The organism is Pseudomonas sp. CFSAN084952 (assembly GCF_009648855.1).
Classification (GTDB): Bacteria; Pseudomonadota; Gammaproteobacteria; order Pseudomonadales; family Pseudomonadaceae; genus Aquipseudomonas; species Aquipseudomonas paracarnis.
The window spans coordinates 3,466,604-3,487,916 of the sequence record NZ_CP045767.1; the positions used below are offsets into that span (position 1 = coordinate 3,466,604).

The 21,313-nt window shown below is 59.2% G+C and carries 22 protein-coding genes and 4 pseudogenes; 10 read left to right on the forward strand and 16 right to left on the reverse strand.

Annotated features, from left to right (window positions below):
• Positions 1-4 precede the first annotated feature (4 nt).
• Positions 5-568: a nucleotidyltransferase family protein gene (locus GH769_RS15635; protein WP_032903824.1), complete on the reverse strand. Its 564-nt coding sequence runs from the start codon at positions 566-568 to the stop codon at positions 5-7.
• 429 nt (positions 569-997) lie between these two features.
• Here GH769_RS15635 and GH769_RS15640 point away from each other — a divergent pair, with 429 nt between their 5' ends.
• Both GH769_RS15640 and GH769_RS29125 read left to right on the forward strand, forming a co-directional pair.
• Positions 998-1,231, forward strand: a complete 234-nt coding sequence (locus GH769_RS15640) for a DUF6124 family protein (RefSeq protein WP_032903826.1) — start codon at positions 998-1,000, stop codon at positions 1,229-1,231.
• A gap of 597 nt (positions 1,232-1,828) precedes the next feature.
• Positions 1,829-1,945 (forward strand): annotated as a pseudogene (locus GH769_RS29125) (hypothetical protein); the annotation flags it as partial.
• Between the two features lie 45 nt (positions 1,946-1,990).
• Here the strand turns inward: GH769_RS29125 and GH769_RS15645 are convergent.
• The 3 genes and pseudogenes from GH769_RS15645 to GH769_RS15650 all read right to left on the reverse strand — a co-directional run bounded on the left by GH769_RS15645 (position 1,991) and on the right by GH769_RS15650 (position 3,781).
• Positions 1,991-2,609 (reverse strand): annotated as a pseudogene (locus GH769_RS15645) (tyrosine-type recombinase/integrase).
• Positions 2,610-2,805: 196 nt separating this feature from the next.
• Positions 2,806-3,024 carry a hypothetical protein gene (locus tag GH769_RS29130; RefSeq protein ID WP_032904100.1) on the reverse strand — a complete coding sequence of 73 codons (219 nt, stop codon included), beginning with the start codon at positions 3,022-3,024 and terminating at the stop codon, positions 2,806-2,808.
• A 241-nt stretch (positions 3,025-3,265) separates the two neighbouring features.
• Positions 3,266-3,781, reverse strand: coding sequence for a GNAT family N-acetyltransferase (locus GH769_RS15650; protein WP_032904101.1), 516 nt, complete (start codon positions 3,779-3,781; stop codon positions 3,266-3,268).
• Between the two features lie 119 nt (positions 3,782-3,900).
• Here GH769_RS15650 and GH769_RS15655 point away from each other — a divergent pair, with 119 nt between their 5' ends.
• A complete protein-coding gene (locus GH769_RS15655) occupies positions 3,901-4,335 on the forward strand; it encodes a GNAT family N-acetyltransferase (protein WP_256670066.1) in 435 nt (144 codons plus the stop codon).
• Here the strand turns inward: GH769_RS15655 and GH769_RS15660 are convergent.
• Complete coding sequence (locus GH769_RS15660) at positions 4,271-5,107, reverse strand: IS3 family transposase (RefSeq protein WP_044483177.1); 837 nt, start codon at positions 5,105-5,107, stop codon at positions 4,271-4,273. The two genes, GH769_RS15655 and GH769_RS15660, sit on opposite strands and share 65 nt — an antisense overlap.
• Positions 5,104-5,406, reverse strand: a complete 303-nt coding sequence (locus GH769_RS29460; RefSeq protein ID WP_014717988.1) for a transposase — start codon at positions 5,404-5,406, stop codon at positions 5,104-5,106. Before GH769_RS29460 ends, GH769_RS15660 begins: the two co-directional genes overlap by 4 nt.
• A 68-nt stretch (positions 5,407-5,474) precedes the next feature.
• Here GH769_RS29460 and GH769_RS29135 point away from each other — a divergent pair.
• A pseudogene (locus GH769_RS29135) lies at positions 5,475-5,642 on the forward strand (GNAT family N-acetyltransferase); the annotation flags it as partial.
• 6 nt (positions 5,643-5,648) lie between these two features.
• On the opposite strand, the gene GH769_RS15670 reads toward GH769_RS29135, so the two are convergent.
• Positions 5,649-5,882, reverse strand: coding sequence for a hypothetical protein (locus GH769_RS15670; protein ID WP_020302473.1), 234 nt, complete (start codon positions 5,880-5,882; stop codon positions 5,649-5,651).
• Positions 5,883-6,042: 160 nt separating this feature from the next.
• Here GH769_RS15670 and GH769_RS15675 point away from each other — a divergent pair, with 160 nt between their 5' ends.
• The 3 genes from GH769_RS15675 (at position 6,043) to GH769_RS15685 (ending at position 7,957) form a co-directional block, all read left to right on the forward strand.
• Positions 6,043-6,582 carry a GNAT family N-acetyltransferase gene (locus tag GH769_RS15675; RefSeq protein WP_032904103.1) on the forward strand — a complete coding sequence of 180 codons (540 nt, stop codon included), beginning with the start codon at positions 6,043-6,045 and terminating at the stop codon, positions 6,580-6,582.
• 28 nt (positions 6,583-6,610) lie between these two features.
• Positions 6,611-6,853 (forward strand): hypothetical protein, encoded by a 243-nt coding sequence (locus GH769_RS15680; RefSeq protein WP_032904104.1) that lies wholly within the window; start codon positions 6,611-6,613, stop codon positions 6,851-6,853.
• 738 nt (positions 6,854-7,591) lie between these two features.
• A complete protein-coding gene (locus GH769_RS15685; protein ID WP_032904105.1) occupies positions 7,592-7,957 on the forward strand; it encodes a hypothetical protein in 366 nt (121 codons plus the stop codon).
• Positions 7,958-7,982: 25 nt separating this feature from the next.
• Here the strand turns inward: GH769_RS15685 and GH769_RS15690 are convergent, their stop codons facing one another.
• Positions 7,983-8,699: a class I SAM-dependent methyltransferase gene (locus tag GH769_RS15690; protein ID WP_032904106.1), complete on the reverse strand. Its 717-nt coding sequence runs from the start codon at positions 8,697-8,699 to the stop codon at positions 7,983-7,985.
• A 185-nt stretch (positions 8,700-8,884) separates the two neighbouring features.
• Here GH769_RS15690 and GH769_RS15695 point away from each other — a divergent pair, with 185 nt between their 5' ends.
• A complete protein-coding gene (locus GH769_RS15695; RefSeq protein WP_005789834.1) occupies positions 8,885-9,253 on the forward strand; it encodes a cupin domain-containing protein in 369 nt (122 codons plus the stop codon).
• Positions 9,254-9,325: 72 nt separating this feature from the next.
• Here the strand turns inward: GH769_RS15695 and GH769_RS15700 are convergent, their stop codons facing one another.
• The 7 genes from GH769_RS15700 to GH769_RS15730 form a co-directional block, all read right to left on the reverse strand.
• The gene (locus GH769_RS15700; RefSeq protein ID WP_032904108.1) at positions 9,326-10,411 is read right to left on the reverse strand and encodes a GlxA family transcriptional regulator; all 1,086 of its coding nucleotides are present in this window, start codon (positions 10,409-10,411) and stop codon (positions 9,326-9,328) included.
• Between the two features lie 22 nt (positions 10,412-10,433).
• Positions 10,434-11,840, reverse strand: a complete 1,407-nt coding sequence (locus GH769_RS15705; RefSeq protein ID WP_032904110.1) for an amino acid permease — start codon at positions 11,838-11,840, stop codon at positions 10,434-10,436.
• Between the two features lie 138 nt (positions 11,841-11,978).
• The gene (locus GH769_RS15710; RefSeq protein WP_032904111.1) at positions 11,979-12,716 is read right to left on the reverse strand and encodes a BPL-N domain-containing protein; all 738 of its coding nucleotides are present in this window, start codon (positions 12,714-12,716) and stop codon (positions 11,979-11,981) included.
• Positions 12,717-12,825: 109 nt separating this feature from the next.
• Positions 12,826-14,556 (reverse strand): OPT family oligopeptide transporter, encoded by a 1,731-nt coding sequence (locus GH769_RS15715; protein ID WP_032904112.1) that lies wholly within the window; start codon positions 14,554-14,556, stop codon positions 12,826-12,828.
• Positions 14,557-14,798: 242 nt separating this feature from the next.
• Positions 14,799-15,425 carry a glutathione S-transferase family protein gene (locus GH769_RS15720; RefSeq protein ID WP_032904113.1) on the reverse strand — a complete coding sequence of 209 codons (627 nt, stop codon included), beginning with the start codon at positions 15,423-15,425 and terminating at the stop codon, positions 14,799-14,801.
• 220 nt (positions 15,426-15,645) lie between these two features.
• Positions 15,646-16,341 carry a tRNA (adenine(22)-N(1))-methyltransferase TrmK gene (locus GH769_RS15725; protein WP_032904114.1) on the reverse strand — a complete coding sequence of 232 codons (696 nt, stop codon included), beginning with the start codon at positions 16,339-16,341 and terminating at the stop codon, positions 15,646-15,648.
• 10 nt (positions 16,342-16,351) lie between these two features.
• A complete protein-coding gene (locus GH769_RS15730) occupies positions 16,352-17,065 on the reverse strand; it encodes a FadR/GntR family transcriptional regulator (RefSeq protein WP_014719204.1) in 714 nt (237 codons plus the stop codon).
• Positions 17,066-17,401: 336 nt separating this feature from the next.
• Here GH769_RS15730 and GH769_RS15735 point away from each other — a divergent pair, with 336 nt between their 5' ends.
• Together GH769_RS15735 and gudD are read left to right on the forward strand one after the other, a co-directional pair.
• Positions 17,402-18,751: an MFS transporter gene (locus tag GH769_RS15735; RefSeq protein WP_019817553.1), complete on the forward strand. Its 1,350-nt coding sequence runs from the start codon at positions 17,402-17,404 to the stop codon at positions 18,749-18,751.
• 19 nt (positions 18,752-18,770) lie between these two features.
• Positions 18,771-20,096: a glucarate dehydratase gene (gudD, locus tag GH769_RS15740; RefSeq protein ID WP_014719206.1), complete on the forward strand. Its 1,326-nt coding sequence runs from the start codon at positions 18,771-18,773 to the stop codon at positions 20,094-20,096.
• A 196-nt stretch (positions 20,097-20,292) separates the two neighbouring features.
• Here the strand turns inward: gudD and GH769_RS15745 are convergent.
• Positions 20,293-21,294: pseudogene (locus GH769_RS15745) on the reverse strand (chitinase); the annotation flags it as partial.
• Positions 21,295-21,313: the final 19 nt, after the last annotated feature.

Here is a 21,313-nt window from a genome sequence, read left to right on the forward strand (position 1 = left end):
GGGCTCAGCCCGGCTCGACAATCTTGAGCCACGGCCAACGCGCCTGATAACTCCTGGCCTTGTGCAAAAACAGCGCCGGCTCCGGATGCAAAGGGTTGATACGCAACACCCCCTGCTCCACGTCCTCCAAACCATATGGCGCATACACCTCGCCCGAGGCAATATCCAGCGCAATGCACGTACCCGCCACCAGATAACGGTCAACCCCCTGCCGAGCCGAATGCAACTGCGGGTAAGGCCGGCCAAACCGCTGCCCATACCAAAGGTGCACCCGCGCCTGATTCCTGACCTCCACATTCACCCCCAGGTCTTGGAATAGCACCTGCGCCGCACGAATTACCGCGTCTTCCGCCTCGTAGGACAGGTCCTCGTCAAAGTAAAAAACGTCATAGTCCTTCACGCCCTGAGCCGCCGGCAGATTCGTCTGATGGTTCCACACCGCCTGGAACAAACAGCCCGCCGTGAGCAAGCACTGCTGCACACCAAGCTCCGGCAGGCGCGCGGTGATGTGCGCATTGATAGGGTTGGCCATGGCCAATTCGAGCAAGGTGTCGACAGTCAATGTCATGTTCAGTCCTCCATCGTCAGCGCCAACCATAACACCGGAATATGGCACTTCTGTAGGAGCGAGCTTGCTCGCGAAAAACCCGAACGATAACGCAGCGCCTGAAGGCAAAATCCGATTCCCACACCGCGCCTTGCTCCATTGCCTACGCGTACGTCAGAATCCGCCGGCTTGTGCGCTGGAGTGGCCGTCTCTAAGGTGGCTCGGTCGCTGAATTGTTCAGTGATCGGGTTTAGTAGCCTGAAGGTTAATCCAAACAACGTGCACAAGCTTCACCGATCAGGCATTGCGTCTGTGTTTGATGGTGGCTGTGTGCAGGGCACCTTCGGGTGCGCCGGCTTCGTTTGGATTCCCCGGTCTACTAACCTGCGCACAGCCGCCACCCTTATGTTTAGTAGCTAAAGGATGGTGGCCCTAAACAGGAATTCAAACATGCTCAAACCAGATTCAACCACGCTCTTCACCGTTGCCCCAAACGCCAGCAACGAAACCCTCATCACCAACAGCTACGAAACCTTCACCAGCGTCAGCACCCTGCTGCTCGACCTGTCCGAAGACCTCAACGGCAAACACCGCGACATCGCCCTGGCGATCCACCAACTGAGCGAACTGGGCGTACTCCTCACCGCCAGACTCCTCGATCGCGAAGCGCCCTGCCCTGGGTGATGATTAGCCCTTTAATTCAATAGCTCGATAACTCGCCGCGTCGTTGTAAGCCACGTACAACGACTCGGCGAGTTGGCGCTTGATGGCTTTGGTGGATTCAGCCTCGGCACAAAGCCCTCTGCGATGAGGAGAGCGGCGACTGCTTTCGGCCCAGAGTGTGTAAATACTTAGCAGGAACGTGCGGCACTGAGGTAAAGCTAGTCTGTAGATCTGAAACCGAAGGGATGCCCGCGAATGACGGAATCTACTAGAACCAGTGTTCGTGCATCTTCGAAAGAAATGCAGGGGTAATCGACAGACTGGATGCTGAACCGATGACCGAGTCGATCCCGCACTTCGGACACAGAGCGGTGCTATCTAGATCAACCCACTCTGTGATTTCTGAGGGCGAAAACACACTTAAACAGTAAAAACAGCCACAGTGATCGCTTACTTCAATTTGAGTACGGTGATTTGTAGAAAATAGGTGCGCTGAAATCACATCCATGGGCAGGTCCTTAAGCTCCAAATTTACTAGCATTACTTTCTTGCATTAGAGTACATCAAGAGCCTTCCAACGTTGCTACGATTGCCCAAAGTGATAACGCAGGATTGCCTATGAAACATTTCATCCAAGGTGACTATCGCGGACAAAGCACTCTGCTTCCCGAAAGCCTTGACGACTACGCCAGTGATACCAATCCGGTTCGCGTAGTCGACGTCTTTGTCGAAGAGCGGGCCGGTTAGCGACAGTCTAATTTCGACCGTCGCTATGCATGGTCAAACCTCAGTCTGTTCCGCCATCTCCAGGGCGTCATCGACCTCAATCCCCAGGTATCGAACAGTGCTCTCCAGCTTCGTATGGCCGAGCAGCAACTGAACCGCCCGCAGGTTCTTCGTCCTGCGATAGATCAGTGATGCCTTCGTACGTCTCATTGCGTGTGCCATACATGGCTGGATCAAGGCCCACGGCTTTCACCCAGCCTTTGACGATACGAGCGTATTGACGAGTAGATAGATGCCCTGAAGTATGCAGCCGGCTAGGAAAAAGGTAGTCCTCGCTGCGTAGCTGGGCCCGATGTATCCAGGCCTCGAGAGCAGGTCGTGTTTGATCAGTGATCTCAAACTGCACAGGCCGCTGCGTTTTCTGCTGCATCACCATGGCTCGTGATGATAGGTGCTCGCCATGAGCAACATCGCGCACGCGGAGCTTGGTTAAGTCGCAGGCTCGAAGCTTGCTGTTGATGGCCAGATCGAAGAGAGCCAGATCTCGGGTTCTTTCCGCAATTTGAAGCCTTACTCGGATGGCCCAGATATCTCTCAGTCGGAGCGGGGTTTTCTGCCCGACCAGTTTTCCTTTGTTCCAGGGCTGACGTCTGCAGGTAGCGATGATGTTCATGACAAGTCCTCCATGTGTGGAAGGACAGGGATGGCTAATCGGAGCAATGGTAGCTAACCGGCCAAAAGCGTACGCTCAAGACTGGTCAGCTTTCGGGCATTAGCGGACGCTCACAAACGACCGCTACCGGCCAATTGTGTCTACAAAGTCAGGGACCATTCAACTTACAGGGCAGTACTGGACCTCACTGAGTGATCTAAGGCTGGCGTACCCTCATAATGGACTCTGTGATGGCTCGAGCATTTGTGTCCAGCGTTTCCATTGCCGATATCGCATTAGCGGCGACACTGTCGCCCCCATTTTCTGACAGCCACTTGGTTATTTCTTCTATCGCTGCACATAGGGCGTGCTGGTTGTGGAGGAGCAATGTCAGAGCGTCCGCTGTGGCGATTTTGCAATTTGAGTTATCGGGCATGATTGTCGTCCTTGAGTAATGATGCCGGAAGCCTAGCTCATCTCGCCGTTGCCTTCCCAGATCTACCCAGCTATTTGGGTTCGATCTGACGCTCCTTTGGACCGAATTTGACCTGTACGTTCATACGTTATAACCGGCAGAGGTCGTCCCTTACGTACTTATTCAGGTGCTCTGAAAAGCAGCAATGGGTCGATTTCTGCCGTTCGCGAAGGACAGGAATCGGCCAACCTGATACCCAGAGCTAAACCACCGCTATACGGTACACAACCGAATCATATTTCTCCGTCATCCGCCTCTCAATGACAACTCCCCCCAAAGCTTCGGCAATACGTCGACTCGCACGATTCTGCGTCGCAACAGGATAGATGAAACTCTCTGCCGCCACCCACTGGCTAGCCCATTGAACAACCGCCCGCACCGCTTCCCCCCCAAAGCCCAACCCATGTTTATCTTCACGGATCCAGATACCCAACTCCGGTGTTTCACTGCCGGTATGGTGCAGCCCGACCAAGCCGGTAAAACGAGCACCTACCCGCTCCCTGACCGTGAACACGATGTCGCTGCCATCCGCTATCGCAGGCAGCCACCGCCCCCAGACTTGCGCGTGATCTTCCAGCGAGGCAGGCGGTTCCCAGGACATGTAGCGAGTCAAAGACGGCGTGATACAAGCGAAAGACTCAACAGCGTCTTGCACGCAGAAGGGCTCGATGCTCAGGCGTTGCGAGAGAATGCGGATTGGGTGGGTGTCCACTGGCATGGCCATTTCCTTCCTGGGGTCCGTTACTCCATGTATGCCGTGAACATACCACGCAGGTCGCGTCATCAGTATCAGGCTCTCTATACTGAGCCCCCAGGATGGTAGCTAGAGCACCCAATATGCCCGTCGCACCCAATCAAAATTCCCCCATCACTTTGGTCCCGGCTCAACAAAGCGATTTGGATAATCTGGTAGCCATTCGAATTGAGGCCATGCGCGAAAGTCTGGAGCGTGTTGGGCGATTTGACCCAGTGCGTGCGCGGGAGCGGTTTCTTGGCGGCTTTGAAGCTCGCGATACACGCTATATCGAGGCATCTGGAGAGCGGGTGGGTTTCGTAGTGGTCAAACATCACTCCAATGAACTCTTGCTCGACCACTTGTATGTAAGGCCGAGCGCGCAAGGGTCAGGGGTAGGGTCTGCTGTTCTCTCTCAGATTTTCAAAGAGGCGGATGTGAACTGGTCAAGTAATCTTGGACACCGATTAAGGTTCACGCCACCAACCTTTCCTTCGCGACCGGCGACCGGTAGTCGTTGTAGCTGTGAGGCCTGCTGATGTTGTAGCGCGAGACATAGCGCTGCACGTCTGCCCGGGCCTCATGTTCCAGTTTGTAGCCCGTTTCAGGAACCCACTCTGATTTCAAACTACCAAAGAAACGCTCCATGGGGGCGTTGTCCCAGCACTCGCCTTTACGGCTCATACTTTGTCTAAATCCGTGTTTCACAAGCTCGTTTCGGAATTTATGACTGGTGTACTGACAACCTTGGTCTGAATGAAACAACACATCCTGGGGGCGGCCGCGTAGCTCAACCGCCATGCGTAGCGCTTCGCAGGTCAGATTGGCATCAGAAATCATCGAGAACGACCAACCCACGATCCTCCGAGCGTACAAATCCAGAACGGCGGCGAAGTACATCCATCGCTTGCCGACCTTGATGTAAGTTACGTCGCCACACCACACCTGGTTAACCGCCGTTACATCAAATTTTCGCTTGAGCACGTGCGGCGCAACCAATGCCTCAACGCCCGGCGACTTGTACTTATGGCGCCTGCGCTGACGGCTAGCGATGCCAGCTTCGCGCATCAAACTGCGAGCCATATAACGTCCGATACGATGCCCTTTGGCTTTTAGCTCCTTGGACAAAGTACGTGCGCCGGCCGACTCTCTGGACGCCCTGTGGTGCTTGACCAGCGCGGCTTTGAGCTTGTCCCGTTCAGGATTTGCTCTGCCCTGGCGCTGGCGCCAGGCGTAGAAACTACTACGGTTGATCCCAAACGCCCGGCAACACCTTTTAACGCCGTATTGCTCGTCCAGCTCATCGATCAGCGTGAATGATCTTTGGCGTCCAAAAGCAGGAGAGCACTGGCCTTTTTTAGGATTTCAATGTCCAGGTCTTTCTCCCTGAGTAGGGCTTTGAGCCTCTGGATTTCTCGCTGATCAGCGGTAATCGCCTTGGCCCCTACCGGGGTCGAACCCAGGCGTTCTTTCTGCACTTGATCGACCCAGCGGCGTAGAGCAGTGGGGCCGATATCTAGGCTGGCACAGACCTCAGTAACCGGCTGGCCTTCATCCAGCACCATGCTGGCAGCCTTGAGCTTGAACTCACTCGAATAAGATTTACGCATATCCAAACACCTCAGATTTGGGCGCTATCATAACGCCCGATTGAAGTGTCCAAAATCATTAGGCCAGTTCAGATGCGGCTGCGCTGCCTATCAAAGTAGGGGCTCTCAAAGAAAGCGCTTCGAATCGCTTTTATACCCGCCATGGCTTCCAGTTCATCGAAAGCAGTGACTTCGACAATTATTATGTTCGCCAGCCTATTCCAGCGATTGGCGCTCATTCCGGAACCATGGGCTGACTGGCACTAGCCCTTCAGCTCACTAGCCCGATTGCTCGCCGCGTCGTCATACGCTACGTACAACGACTCTGCGATTTGGCTTTTGATCGCCTTTGTGGCCTCCAGCCCCAGCACAAAACCCTCGGCTTTACCGCCAGCACGGTTGAGTTCTTCATGGGTGGAGGCGCCAGTAATGGCGTCAAGCAGCTTGGCGGCGTGGGGGCCGACGCCTTTGGGGAGGGAGATTTGGTCGATGGACATTATCGCTACCTTGAAAAATGGAGTTCGGGAGCGAGTGAAACCACTGCCGGGGCTGGCATGGTAGACCTGTTTGCCATGAAAGGGGTCGCTTTACGCGCAGCGGCGCTATTCTTTGCGGCTACGCAGTGAGATGGGGCCATTGGTAAATCTGGAGGGGCTTATGGAGTATTGCGTTGAGGGCTACTGCCTTCGGCCATTGGCATGTGACGATTTCGAGCGGATCAGCCGTTACGAACGCGTCAATCGCAAGCATCTGCAACCCTGGGAGCCGCTCAGGGACGAGGAATACTTCACCACGGGCAACGCCAAGGCCAGGGTCGAGCAGCAGGTCAACAATATGCAGGCTGACAACGCTCTGTGTTTCCTCTTGCTTGCCGAAAGCGGAGAGGTTCTAGCGCGGTGTAACTACACGAACATTGTGAGGGACGTTTTTCAGGCCTGTCATCTCGGCTTTTCGTTGGCGGAATCTGCCCAAGGTCGCGGCTTGATGAATAAAACGCTTCAGGTCACTAACCGACACTGTTTTGAGCAGTTGGGTCTTCACCGGATCATGGCCAATCATTTGCCCCGCAATGTGCGGAGTGAACGCCTTCTGGAGTCGCTGGGGTTTGAGAAGGAAGGACATGCGCGGGCCTATCTGAAAATCGCTGGCGTTTGGGAGGACCATACGTTGAGATCGTTGATCAACCCTGAACAATAAGCGCCCCACCCCACTCAGGAAAAAGCTGATGTCTACCGAGCCCCTCTGCCTGGTTTTCGTACCCGCCCTGGCCGCCTTGCTGACCGCCGCCGAATCGAAAAAAGGCACCCCGCTCAGCGAAGTCGAAGTGTGCAATATCCGCGACCAGGCCACTTGCATTGCGGTAACCTTCTCCACCGCGTTGGCGATGGCACAAGAACGGGGTTACCCGGATATCGTTGCCGAGGATTGCTGGAATGAGTGGCAACGCTTGCGTCCCTCGCTTCAATAGCGCCCGCTCTGATCAGCATAGGTATCTACACAACTCTGTAGCGCTCAACGGTAACCACGATGCGAAGCGAGCCGCTGTTGATCTTGATCTACTTTTGATCTTGATCTCAGGCGCCCCGTTAAACCACGCTGGCCGAACGCAGGCTTGAATTCGTGGGTAACCCGGCAGGACGCCGGGTTAGCCGCCCCGCGCCATGAATGGCGCGTGGCGGCGGCCCACGGATTCAAGCCTGCGTTCGGGCACACCGAGCCCAGGCGAGGTGCCGAGTGGTGGGGCAAGAGCGCTTTGCTTACTTTCGCGCTTTTCGAAAGTGAGCCGCCGTCAGGGCGGAACCCTAAGTGGCCGTTACCGCAGGAATGGATATGTACTCGGTATAGCTGTGTCGCCTATAAGGCCGCCTTCGCGAGCAAGCCCGCTCCCACAGTTTGATTGCGGGGTGTCAGGTAGATTGGCGTCGGCTGGCAGGCCGTCATCGCAGGCAAGCCAGCTCCCACAGTTGGATCGTGGGGGGTCAGGTAGATTGGCGTCGGCTGGCAGGCCGTCTTCGCAGCGATGCGGCGACCCGACAAGCCAGCTCCCACATTTGGATTTCGGAGCGTCAGATGGATATGCGCCGGCTGTCAGGCCGTCACGGGAGCAAGCTGCCTTGCCACAGATTTAGCGTCGTGCCGAAGTTGTGTAGATAGCTATGCTCTGATCAGCGCCCCAACCCACTCCCAGGATTCACGGACTTCCTTTATGCCCCCGGCCTCACGCGACCACGCCCGTATCGAACGCCGCCTCATCGCAGCCCTGACCGACGCCTGCGAGATCGCAAAAGCCGAAATCACGGGCTTCGAATGGCTGACCCACACCGTCGACTACCGCGCCTTCCCCCAAAGCCTGCGGGTGATCTGGGTGTTCGACAGCGTTGCGAGCAAGGCTCACGCCCTCGCGACCGGCACGGACGCCCGTATGCGCGAGCTGACTACCGCCGCGCTGGATGACGCTGACGTGCACGTCCCGAACAGCGCCCGCTGCGTCAGTTTCGACTCCGAAGAGGAATGCCACCTTCGGCATGGCGGCGATTGGCGTCGGCGGCTGGCTACTCTCCGGGCGATCTGAATCGTGCCACGGGTTGCTGACTTCGCTATTGCACCTTACACGTCAGCCAAGCCCCCCAGAACAGGCTGCTGAAGAAACGGGTCGCGTCGCCGAAGCCAGCGTCGTGCAACAGCTTCTGCACTGCGGCCTCGGAATGTGGCGGGTCGGCGCCTTGAAGGATTTTGCCGAGCTTGGCCTTCACTTCGTCCGGGGTGGCGCCATGCTGACGCCACCGTTGGCCCCATGCCGCCAGCAGCAACGGCTGGCTGGCATACGCATAGTGATTGCCCGCGACGATCAGCGGTGCCCCCGGTTTCAGGTGCGCCCGAATCGATCGCAGCATTCGGGCCTTGGCGTCGTCACCCTCCAGATGGTGGAGCACACCGATCAAGGTGGCGGCGTCGTATGATGCGTCTGCTGCCAGGTCTTCAAGCGTCCCGAGATGCAGGGTGGTTCTATCAAGCAAGTGGTTGGCTTCCAACTGCTGCCTTGCCGCGTCGAGCATCGGCTGGGAGGGATCAACCGCCATGAAGCGCCATTCCGGTTCAAGGCTGGCCATGGCGATGATCTCCTGCGCCGTACCGCCGGCGCCGACCACAAGTACCTTGGCCGAAGGGGCATCACCAAGGCTTGCCGCGAGCATGCAGGCTGCCAGGTCCTGGCACGCGTCATAGCCCGCCAACGCGATACGGCTTTGTCGCGCGTACTCGTTGGCTCTTGAGGTATCGAATTTGTCAGCAGGGTTGGATGAGGATGAGTTCAAGGCGGTTCTCCGTGGCCTTGACGCAAATTACGTTAACCGTGGCAGTAAGAAAAATGCATTAATTTTATGTGCTGCATTCCCGTGGGGAATGCGGGAGCGTACGAGTGGAGAGGTTGCAGGATCGTACAAGCCTGCTGACCGCTTGCTTGGATAGTCTGGCCTTCTCATCGAAAGGAAGATCCCGCATGACTCAAGCACAGCCTGTAAACCTTGCTCAAAAAGCCTCGCTCATCGACCAGCAATGGAGCCCAAGAGTGGTCGCCGAAATGAACGACTACCAGTTCAAGGTCGTGCGTATCGAGGGTGAATTCATTTGGCATTCGCACCCCGAAACCGATGAAGCGTTCCTGGTGCTTGAAGGCACGTTGCGTATCGACCTGCCGGATGGCCCGGTGTATGTGAAGCCGGGTGAGTTGTATGTGGTGCCGCGTGGCATTGAGCACAGGACCGCCGCCGAAGGTGAAGCCAGGCTGATGATGATCGAGCCAAGGGGCATTTTGAATACCGGGCATGAAGGCGGTGAGCGTACCGCGTTGAATGACCAGTGGATTTGAGCGCTGAGGCTTATTGCCTTTTGTAGGAGCGGGCTTGCTCGCTCCTACTGGCATTCGGGCAAGCCCCAAGCCCTATCGCCTTTGAATCTGCACCGTAGCAAACGTCGGCTCGTCGCGCGCCTGCTCCAGTGTATTTCTGGGCTGTTGCGGGGCCAGGGATTGCCCCTCTGGCCGTAACGCAGGCGGCGGATGCAGGCGCATGTCCGAGCGCTCATCGCTGGGCGCCACGCCGAAGAAATCCCGGTAGCACTTGGAAAAATGCGGCGTGGAGACAAAGCCGCAAATCACCGCCAGTTCGACAATCGAAATGGGCGTCTGCATCAGCAACTGGCGGGCACGGGTCAGGCGCAGTTTGAGGTAATAGCGCGATGGCGTGCAGTACAAGTGCTTCTGGAACATACGCTCCAACTGGCGGCGGGACACGTGCACGTAGGCGGCCAGTTCGTCGAGGTCGATGGGTTCTTCCAGGTTGGCTTCCATCAGGGCGACCACTTCTTGCAGCTTGGGCTGTTGCGTGCCGAGCAGGTGCTTGAGCGGCACGCGTTGGTGGTCGCGCTCGTTGCGAATGCGCTCGTACACGAACATCTGGGAAATCGCCGCCGACAGCGTGTGCCCGTGATCGCGGCCGATCAGGTGCAGCATCATGTCCAGCGGCGCAGTGCCGCCAGAGCTGGTAAAGCGGTTGCCGTCGAGGGTGAACACGCTGGAGCTGACCTTGACGCGGGTAAACGCCTCCTGCATCGACGCCATCAGCTCCCAATGCACGCTGCACTGGAAGCCATCGAGCAACCCCGCCTGGGCCAGCGCCCAACTGCCGGTGCATACCGCGCCGAGACGTTTGCAGTACAGGCGCGCCTGGCTGCGCAACCAAGCGATGAGCGCAGGGCTGATAGCCTGTTGAATGCCGACGCCGCCGCACACGATCACCGCATCAAAACCGCGCTGGTCCTGCGCGCACGCATCCGGGGTCACCGACACGCCATCGCTGGCCCACACCGGCTGGCCGTCCAGGCTCAGGGTTTGCCAACGGTAGAGCTCTTCGCCCGCCAATTGGTTGGCCATGCGCAGCGGCTCGACCGCACACGACAGGGATATCAGCGTGAATTGGTCCAGCAGCAAAAAGCCGATGGTCTGGCAAACAGGTGCCTCGGTTTCCATCACCGCTACCCCACGGGCGTGATCAGGACTGTTCCAGCGCCACCGGCTTGGGTGCCCGGTTGTGCTGGCGCGACGTGACCAGGCCGATAAAGGAAATCACCAACGCCAGGCCAATGGTCGAGGACACTTCGGTGCGGTGTTCCGGCGTCACCATCATCACCCCCAGGGCCAGGCAGATGAACACGATCACCAGGTAAGTCAGCCAGGGAAACAGCCACATGCGAAAGGTCAACTCGACGTTCTGCCGAAGCAGCAAGCGACGCATACGCAGTTGCGAGATAGCGATCACCAGGTACACCAACAACGCGATGGCGCCGGAGCTGGCGAGCAGGAACTGGAACAGACCGGCCGGCATGAAGTAGCTCAGCAACGTAATGCCCGCACCGATGATGGTGCTGGCGATCACCGCAGCCCTGGGCACGCCCGCCTTTGAGGTGATTTTAAGTGCCGGTGGCGCATCGCCGCGTTTGCCCAGGGAAAACAACATGCGCGAGGAAATGTAGATTGAGGAGTTCATGCAACTGGCTACCGCGATCAACACCACCACATCGACCATGAACTTGGCGTTGGGGATGTTCATAATTTCCAGTGCACGCTGATAGGAACCCACGGACGCCAGTAGCGGATCGTTCCAGGGCACCACGGAAATCACGACGGAGATCGACAACAGGTAGAACACGCCAATGCGCCAGATCACCGAGCGGGTAGCCTTGGCGATGTTCTGCGCCGGGTTGCTCGATTCCGCTGCGGCGATGGTCACCGCCTCAGTGCCGATGAAGCTGAACATGATGGTAATGAACGCGCCTACCACCGCCGACAGGCCGTTGGGGGCGAAACCGCCGTGTTCTTCCATCAAGCGGCTCAAGCCGCTGGCTTCGCGATCCGGGATCCAGCCCATGAGGACGCTGAAGCCCAGGCCGATAAAGCCGACGATGGCGATCACCTTGGCCATGGCGAACCAGAATTCGAATTCGCCGTATTTGGCCACGCTGAACAGATTGGTGATCACCAGCAACACGATTGAGATCAACGCAAACAGCCACGCATCAACCTGAGGGAACCACTGGTTGAGCACGTGCCCGGCGGCCAAGGCTTCGATGGGAATGACCAGCACCCAGAACCACCAATACAACCAGCCGATGGTGAACCCCGCCCAAGGGCCGATGGCCTGGTCGGCGTAGGTGGAAAACGAGCCGGTGTCCGGGCGTGCCACCGCCATTTCCCCCAGCATGCGCATGACCAGCACCACCAGCAGGCCGGAAAACAGGTAAGCCAGCAACACCGCTGGCCCCGCTGCGGCGATGGCATGTCCGGAGCCGACAAACAGCCCCGCGCCGATGATGCCGGCGATGGACAACATAGTCACGTGGCGGGGCTTGAAGCCTTGCGCCAGCTGACCGTTAGAATCGTTGGGAGTCAGGCTAATCATTGTTTTTGTTGTGCTCAGGCGGCCAATGACCCTCACCTTAAGTGCGCGGGGCCCGGTACAAGTAGCCTGGTTACGCCATCATCGAGTCTGATATCGACATTGGTCATGGCGGTGCACGGGTTTACCGAGCGTCACGCCTTACTCTTGAACGCTGCGTATGAGCGAGCCAAACAGCTCCCCACGCGGCATCTTGTCCAGTGGGATACCGGCATTCTCGAACCACTCCTGGCCGGCTTCCGGATGCGGCCCGCTCAGCACCACAACGCCTTTCTGGTAGGCATAGCGCGCCGCTGCCACATCGCCATTGCGGTAAGTGGCGAGGGTCCTGTAGGGCGCGGCGGCACTGGCCTTGGGAAAGTACGGGCCGTCCTGATAGAACACATGATCAGCCTGGCCGTCCCACGTCACCCGCACAGCAGCGTCGTCGATACCGGTCACTTCAAAACCGGGGCGGCCGGCTTCGGTGTCCAGCGCCTGGGGGATCAGCCCGAGATTGTTGTCGTCCGCCAGGTAGGCGCCCATGCACAGGCCCAGGTAACGGCCACCCTTGGCAACATAGTCGCGGATAGCCTCGGCACGCTCATCACCGAGACTGTCGAGGGCGCCGGGGATGTCCTGGCCGCCGCCGGGTTGTACATAAAGGTCGTAGCGGGCCAGGGTGTGTGGGGTGATGTCGATGGGTTCGTCGGCACCCACGAAGTCGATCTGGTAATTCGGGTTGAGACGCTGCAAGGCGGTTTTCACGTTTTCCGAGCAGTCCGGGCAGCCTGCCGGGCCTCGGTAGATGGCGACATGGGTGATGGGCGTGCCGTGTACGGGTAGCGGATGCAGCGTAGCGAAGGCGAGCAACGTGGCAGCGATGGCGGGCAGTTTCATGGGGTAGGCTCAACGGTCGTTGACGGGGCGTGATCCAGACGTCGCAGCGCCAAGCCTATAACGGTGAGCCTTTTGAAGTGGTGAAGAGTTGTAAATCCACGTGGGCCATTCATCCATTTCCCAGCATCTGCCACAACGACGCGCCCACGCCAGTAATGCTCTCCCCGGCGATCAACCCTGCCGCTGCCGTGATCGCAAAGCGTTGCGTCACGCTCGGCCAGCGACAACTCACCGCCCAGGTGATCACCGCGCCCAGGGCCATCATCAGCGACACCGAGGCGGGCAGGACAAAGGCCAGCCCCAAGGCTGCCGCGCTCGGCAGATAGCGCGCGCGGTGAGCCGGTAGCGTGCTGTCGAGTATGCCCAGCAGTACGCCGAACAGGCTGGCGATGGCGATGGCCCAACGGATGCTCGGCGATAGTGAATCCAGGCCATGGGTCAGGGTCTGGGCCACGGCTTTCCAGGTGGCGACCGCCGGGGCCGGCCACTCTTCGGTGAGTAACATGGTTTGAGGGTCAGGAATCAAGGCCAGGTAAGCGAACACGCCGACGATGCTGCCGACGAAAATCCCCAGGATCTGGGCGATCACTTGCTTGTGCGGTGTAGCGCCAATCGCCTTGCCCACTTTGAAGTCATTCATCAAGTCGGTGCATTGCCCCGCCGAACCGCCGGCGGTGTTGGCGCTCATCAGGTTGATCGGTACCTGGCCGGGCGCAACGATGCCAAAACTGAGCTGGGACAGTTGCCCAATGGCGCCAATCGGTGGAATGCCAGTAGCCCCCACTACCCGCGCCGCCACAGCGGCCAGGCAGATCGCCAGGGGAATGGTCAGCAGCGCCATGCCCAGGTTGATGCCGAACAGCAGCGCCTGCAGGCTCACCACCAGCACGATCGCCAGGGCAAAACCGGCGGCAGGCCCAGGTTTGGGAACCGTCCACGGCGTACCGCCAGCGGCCCGGGTCGAGCGATGCAATGCCCACAGGCGAATCGCCAGGGACGCCAGGGTAGAACACACCATCAGGCTCACCCCCGGCCACAACAGCCATTCCACCAACACCGCAAACTGCGGGCCACTACTGCCGGCGGGCAGGCTCACCAGCCCGTTCGCCAACAACCACGGGCCCAACCCACCCCATGCCAGCAAAGCGCCGAGCAACAGGGTCAGGCCCACGCGAATGCCGATAATGCCGCCGAACCCCAGCAACAGTAGAGAAGGATCTGCGGTGAAGGTCAGGCGCTCCAACTGGGCACTTGGCGACCAGCGCGGGAAGGCCCATATAAAGGTATCCACCCACTTGACCAGCCCCGACAACAGCGCCGCGCCGAGCAGCACTTTCAAGCGCGTGGCGGCTTCGCTGCCATGGTTGTAGATGTGCAGCAGGGTTTCCAGGGTGGCCATGCCTTCGGGAAATTTCAGCGCCTTGTCATTGAGCAATGAAGGCCGCAGGTACCACGCGATCCAGATCCCCAGGAAGCTCACCGAAAACACCCAGGCGATCATCGGCAGCGCGGCCAGTTGGTTGCCGGTGAGCAAGGTATAAGCCGGGATGGGCGCGACCAGCCCGCCGGAAATAATCGACGCCGCGGCAGAGGCCACGGTCTGGTTGATATTGCTCTCGTGCAGGGTCCACGGCAGGTGTTCAGCGGAACGCTGGGCCAGGCCTTGCCAGAGGCCATAACCGATCAGCAAGGCGATGATCGACATATTGAACGACCAGCCGATCTTCAAGCCTGCGTACACATTGGAAGGGGTCAGCAGGATGCCCAGCACGATCCCGGTGATGACTGCCCGCAGGCTCAGTTCGCGCTCTACGGGCGCGATTGACGAGGTGGAGTGCATGCAGATTCCTTTCGAGAAAAGCCAGTGCCACGTTTCAAGTGAGCGCAGGGAGATTCGAAGGTTCACCTGTTGAACCTGGGTCTAAGGCTGTAAATGTGGGAGCGGGCTTGCTCGCGAAGGCGTCGGCCCAGCAAACATCGAGGCTGACTGACCCACCGCTTTCGCGAGCAAGCCCGCTCCCACAGGAGATCTGCGCTTAACTGACTGGCATTAGGGCAAGCCTCCTCCAACATGGCTTCTGGCTATTTGGCAAACGCGTATTCCCCACCCCGCTCCACCGCCTTGCGATAAGCCGGCCGCGCCTGGAGCTTTTGCAGCCACGCCGCGAGGTTCGGGTAGGCCTGCAATTTGCCCTGGGCCTGGGCGACTTCGCCGATAAAGCTCATCTGGATATCCGCGCCGCTGAGTGCGTCGCCCACCAGGTACGGCGTGTGGCCCAGCACATCATCCAGGTAGCCCAGGTAGTTGGCCAGCTCCGATTCAATCCGCGGATGCAGCGGCGCACCTGCGTCACCCAGGCGTCCGACGTAGAGGTTGAGCATCAGCGGCAGCATGGCCGAGCCTTCGGCAAAATGCAGCCATTGCACATAGCTGTCGTAGGCATCGGTGGCCGGGTCGGGTTGCAGTTGGCCGCTGCCGTGGCGACGGATGAGGTAGTCGATGATCGCGGCGGACTCGATCAGCACACGCGAGCCGTCTTCGATCACCGGGGATTTGCCCAGGGGGTGAATGGCCTTGAGTTCAGGCGGCGCCAGGTTGGTCTTGGCGTCGCGCTGGTAGCATTTGATGTGGTAGGGCAGGCCCAATTCTTCAAGCGCCCACAGGATACGTTGTGAGCGGGAATTGTTGAGGTGGTGAACAGTGATCATCGAGGCAACACCTTGGGGGGGGGATTTAAGAGAAGACTACAGCGTAGCGGTGAAGTGCCGCGAATGTCGCCAGGCAGCACCAGCCTGCACGATCGAATGTGGGAGATGTCGAGCTTTAGCGAGGCTTCGAAGGCTGCGGCATTCACGACATGGATGTTGCCTGATACACCGCTCGAAGCCTCGCTAAGGCTCCACATCTCCCACACTGGACCGGTGGCGGTCAGGCGAGCAACTGATCGATCCACTTCACCTGCTGCACGATCTCCTGCACTTTCTGCTCGGGCACCGCCTGCCGCGCCTGTTCGAGGCTGGCCAATGTCTTGCGCTTCTGGCGCAACATCCGTTGCCATTTCGCCACAAACGCCGGGCTGCGGGCCTGCATTTGCAGCGGGCCGAAGTACAGTTGCTCGGCGGTATAGGTGACCGCCTCGGCGCGTTCGGCAACGATGATTTCGTAGTAGAAGCGGTTTTCCAGCAGCAGCTCCTCGTGCAGGATCCGGTAGCCGTTGTCCATCAACCATAGGCGCAGGGGCTGCTCGCCGCCGTTGGGTTGCAGGATCAGGCGTTCCCGGCCATTGAGGTGCGCCTTGCCACTGTCGAGAATGTCGCGGATCGTCTCGCCGCCCATGCCGCACAGGCTGATGGCGGTAATGTCATCGCCGGCTTGAATCGCCGCCAAACCATCGGCCAGGCGCACGGTGATGTGCTGCCTCAGGCCGTTGTCGGCCACGGTACGGCTGGCCGCCTGAAACGGTGTCGCGGCCACTTCCCCCGCCACGGCCGCCGCAATAGCGCCGCGGTGTATCAGGGCCACCGGCAGGTAGGCGTGGTCCGAGCCGATATCGGCCAGGCGGGCACCCGTCGGTATGTGCGTGGCAACGCGCTCCAGGCGCTGGGACAAGGTGTGTTCGTTCAACGGTGATTCCTTAAGAGTGCCCGGAAAATCGATCCCGGCTGTTGGTCAAGTGCAGCACCATGGCCGCCCGTGCGGCGTCCGGGTCCTGGCGCTTGATAGCGTTGTAGATGGCCTCGTGTTCCAGGCTCGCCAACTGCCCCAGTTGGGCAAAGTCCGCGCCGCCGCGCTCGACGGCATTCACCTGGGTGCGCGGAATCATCGCCGTGCCCAGGTGCTGCATGATGTCGGTGAAAAACGTATTGCCGGTGGCTTCGGCGATCAGTTGGTGAAAGCGCTTGTCCTCCTCCACACAGCTGTCGTTGTTGGCCAGGGAGGCTTGGTAGTCGTCCAGTGCCTGGCGCATGTGGGCCAGTTGTGCCTCGCTCCTGCGCAGCGCGGCCAACGCCACCGCTTGCACTTCCAGACCCAGGCGCAATTCGAGCATGTTGCGCACGCTGGCGACCGTGTCCACATGCAAGCGCAGGCCCGGCTGCGTGTGCTGCTCCAGCACAAAGGTGCCGATGCCGTGACGCGTCTCCACCAGCCCCGACGCCTGCAGCTTGGACAAGGCTTCACGCACCACGGTACGGCTCACCCCATGCTCAAGCACGATGGTGGATTCGGACGGCAGTTTTTCACCCGGCTTGAGTTGTCCCAACTGGATGCGCTGGGTCAGTGCCTCGACCACACCCTGTGCCAGGTTGGCGGAACGTTTACGCACAGGCGGTGTGCTTTTAATCGGCATCGAGACGGGTCCACGGGGTTGGGCTGGGGGGAGCTTATCACCCTGAGCGCACGGGGCGATGGGTGGTGGCGAAAAACACCCAACTTGTATGACAACACACTCATCCCACCTCACCCGACCCTGTCTTCGCTTTGAGAGAAGCGCACACCCCGAGCCGTCACCAGCGGGGCAAAACCCAATAAAATCTGGCAAATAACCAAACTAGCCAATCTCAATACCGGCTTATAAGAACAAAAACAGCCCTCACAGGATTGCGGCCTTCAAAAAACAACTTGTATGATGTCTGTCAACAAAACACCAAACCCGCATAAAAATAATCAGGGGGAGTTTTCATTCGTGAAGCATTCAAGCCCAGCATCTGCCGTACCCGAAAGTGATTCAGCGCTCGCCCGCGCCGTGAGCAAAGTGAAGGGTCATGTGCTCCCACTGTTCGTGGTCATGTTCATCCTCAACTACATCGACCGGGTCAATATCGGCTTCGTGCGCACGCACATGGAGCATGACCTGGGGATCGGCGCAGCGGCCTACGGCTTCGGCGCCGGGCTGTTCTTCATTGGCTATGCGCTGTTCGAAGTGCCGTCCAACATGCTGCTGCAAAAAGTCGGCGCGCGTATCTGGCTGACCCGCATCATGTTCACCTGGGGCATCGTCGCCACGCTGATGGCGTTTATCCAGAACGAAACCCACTTCTACATCCTGCGTTTCCTGCTGGGTGTGGCGGAAGCAGGATTCTTCCCGGGCGTGATCTATTACTTCACGCGCTGGTTGCCCGGCGTGGAGCGTGGCAAGGCCATCGCGATCTTCCTCAGTGGCTCGGCGGTGGCGTCGTTGATCTCCGGGCCGTTGTCGGGCGCGTTGTTGCAGATCGAAGGCTTTGGTTTGCATGGCTGGCAATGGATGTTCGGCATCGAGGGCCTGGCCTCGGTGGCGCTGGGCTTCTTCGTGTGGTTCTGGCTCGACTCCAAACCCCACGACGCCAAGTGGTTGAGCCGCGAAGAGCAGGATGCGCTGGTGGGCGCCATCGATCAGGAGCAACGTGATCGCGAAGCCCTGACCACGGTGAAACCCACCCTCGGCAAGCTGCTCAAAGACCGCCAGATCCTGCTGTTCTGCGCTCTGTACTTCTGCATTCAATTGACGATCTACGCCGCCACCTTCTGGCTGCCCAGCATCATCAAGAAAATGGGCGACCTAAGTGATGTGCAGGTGGGTTTCTTCAACTCGATCCCCTGGCTGATCTCGATCATTGCCATGTACGCCTTCGCGTCGCTGTCGGGCAAGTTCAAGTTCCAGCAAGCCTGGGTCGCGGCGGCCCTGCTGATAGCGGCGGCCGGCATGTTCATGTCCACCACCGGCGGGCCGATCTTCGCTTTCGTGGCGATCTGTTTTGCCGCCATAGGGTTCAAGTCCGCGTCGTCGCTGTTCTGGCCGATCCCCCAGGGCTACCTGGATGTGCGCATCGCCGCCGCGGTGATCGCGCTGATCAACTCCATTGGCAACCTGGGCGGTTTTGTGGCGCCGACTACCTTCGGCTTTCTCGAACAAACCACCGGCTCGATCCAGGGCGGGCTGTATGGCCTGGCCTGTACCTCGGTGCTCGCGGCCATTCTGGTGTTCTTTGCCAAGACCTCTCCCTCTGCCGTGTTGGCCGTGCCCGACGGTGCCGCCATCAGCAAACCTCTTTGAACTCAGCCAGGAACGCGCCATGAATACCCCTGTAGTCACCCACTTCCAAGTCATCCCCGTCGCCGGCCACGACAGCATGTTGCTGAACCTCAGCGGCGCCCACGGCCCCTACTTCACGCGCAATATCGTCATTCTCAAGGACAGCAGTGGCAACACTGGCGTGGGCGAAGTGCCCGGCGGCGAGCGCATTCGCCAAACCCTGGAAGACGCCCGCAGCCTGGTGGTCGGCCAGCCGATTGGCCAGTACCAGCGCGTTCTCAACCAGATGCGCAGTACCTTTGCGTCTCGAGACAGCGCGGGCCGCGGCCTGCAAACCTTCGACCTGCGCATCACCATCCACGCCGTCACCGCCATGGAGGCCGCACTGCTCGACCTGCTGGGCCAGTTCCTCGAAGTGCCGGTGGCCGCCTTGCTAGGCGAAGGCCAGCAACGCGACGCAGTGAAGATGCTCGGCTACCTGTTCTATGTGGGGGATCGCAACGCCACCGACCTGGCCTACCGCAACGAGGCCGACGCCGATGACGACTGGTTCCGCCTGCGCCATGAAACAGCCCTGACCGCCGACGCGGTAGTGCGCCTGGCCGAAGCGGCCAAGGCCAAATACGGTTTCAACGATTTCAAGCTCAAGGGCGGCGTATTGAGTGGCGACGCGGAAATCGAAGCCGTCACTGCGCTGGCCGAGCGTTTTCCCGATGCGCGCATCACCCTTGATCCCAACGGCGCATGGTCCTTAAAAGAAGCCATCCGCCTGTGCCGCGACCAGCATCATGTGCTGGCCTACGCCGAAGACCCCTGCGGCGCAGAAAACGGCTACTCGGGCCGCGAAGTCATGGCCGAATTCCGCCGCGCCACGGGCCTGAAAACCGCCACCAACATGATCGCCACCGACTGGCGTGAAATGGGCCATGCCATCCAGTTGCAATCAGTGGACATCCCCCTCGCCGACCCGCACTTCTGGACCATGCAGGGCTCGGTGCGCGTCGCGCAGATGTGCAACGAGTGGGGCCTGACCTGGGGCTCGCACTCCAATAACCACTTCGATATTTCCCTGGCGATGTTTACCCAGGTGGCGGCGGCCGCCCCCGGCGAGATCACCGCCATCGATACCCACTGGATCTGGCAGGACGGCCAGCGCCTGACGCGGGAGCCGTTGAAGATTGAAGGGGGCTATGTGAAGGTGCCGGCCAAGCCTGGCCTGGGTGTGGATATTGATATGGACGCCGTAGCCCAGGCCCATGAGCTGTACAAAGGCATGGGCCTTGGAGCCCGGGATGACAGTGTGGCGATGCAGTTTCTGATCCCGGGTTGGGGCTTTGATAACAAGCGGCCTTGTTTGGTGCGGTAACTCGGTTTGAGGAACGCTCAGCGCAATGTGAGCGTGACGCAAAAAATCCGATGCCCAAACAGGCATCGGATTTTAGTCAGATCAGAAGCTTAGCGGTTTGACCTCTGGCACGTCTGCCAGAGGCCCCTTTGCGCTACTGCCGATTGGCGACCTCCAGATCCGCCTCATCCTGCTCCAGGCCAGAGAGAGCAGTGCCATTGATCATCGGCCCATAACGGCGGCTGAATTCCCAGTTGTAGGGCACATGGTCTTTGCTGATCCCGTTGTCCCAATTCACCGACCAGGTCATCAGGCCCTTGATCGACAATCCTTTGTCGTGCAAACGCTTGAATGTATTGGTCACGGCTGTCGGGTTGATCACATAACCGGTGGCAGCCGCATCGACGTTCGCAGGCAGGCCAATGACGAACTTGTCTGCCGGGATCTTGGTAAACCCGCGCGTTCCGCTCACCAGACTTTCGGTGAGGTAAAACAGGAAGTCCTCCTTCAGCGCGTCGTTGTTCTGGGCAATCCAGGCGCCGTTGCCGCTGTTGACCTCCTGCACCCAGATGCCGTCGCCACCCTGGTTGTAATACTGCGGGGCGATGAAGTCGTAATAGCCTTCCAGCGCCTGGATGTAACCGACGTATTTGCCGGCGGTGGTGAGGTACGGAAACTCCGGCGCCATGCTGATGATGAAGTGTTTGCCTTGAGCCGCGTAGTGGTCCTTGACCAGTTTCAAGGCGGCGGGCAGGACAGTCTTGTTGTCGGCGAAATCAATCGCGCTCTGTTCAAGATCGATATCCAGGCCATCAAAGCCATAGGTTTCCACCAGGCGGATAATCTCGCTGGCCAGTGGCTGTTCGTTGCCTTTATGCAGTTCGATGTGTGCATCGGCGCCGCCAAGGGAAATCAGCACCGCCCTGCCCTGGCTGTTCAGCACGCCCACCTGGCGACGAAACTCGGCATCGGACAGGTTGTACGGTTTGAAGGTTGGGATACCGTTGCCCTTCATGAAGGCCACGGCCACCACGTTGTAATCCTTTGGGACATCCGCCAGGCTGATATTGGCGAACTGGCCACGCTGGTAGCCATCGCTCGGGCCGGCAGGCCAGTTGTGCCAGAAGCCCATGAGGATCTTTTTGCCGGCAATGCTCGGCATCAGCGAAGCGGCATCGTTGAGCGGCGATTGCAGTGAGGTAAAGTCAATCTTTGACATGTTCTAATCCTTCAGAACG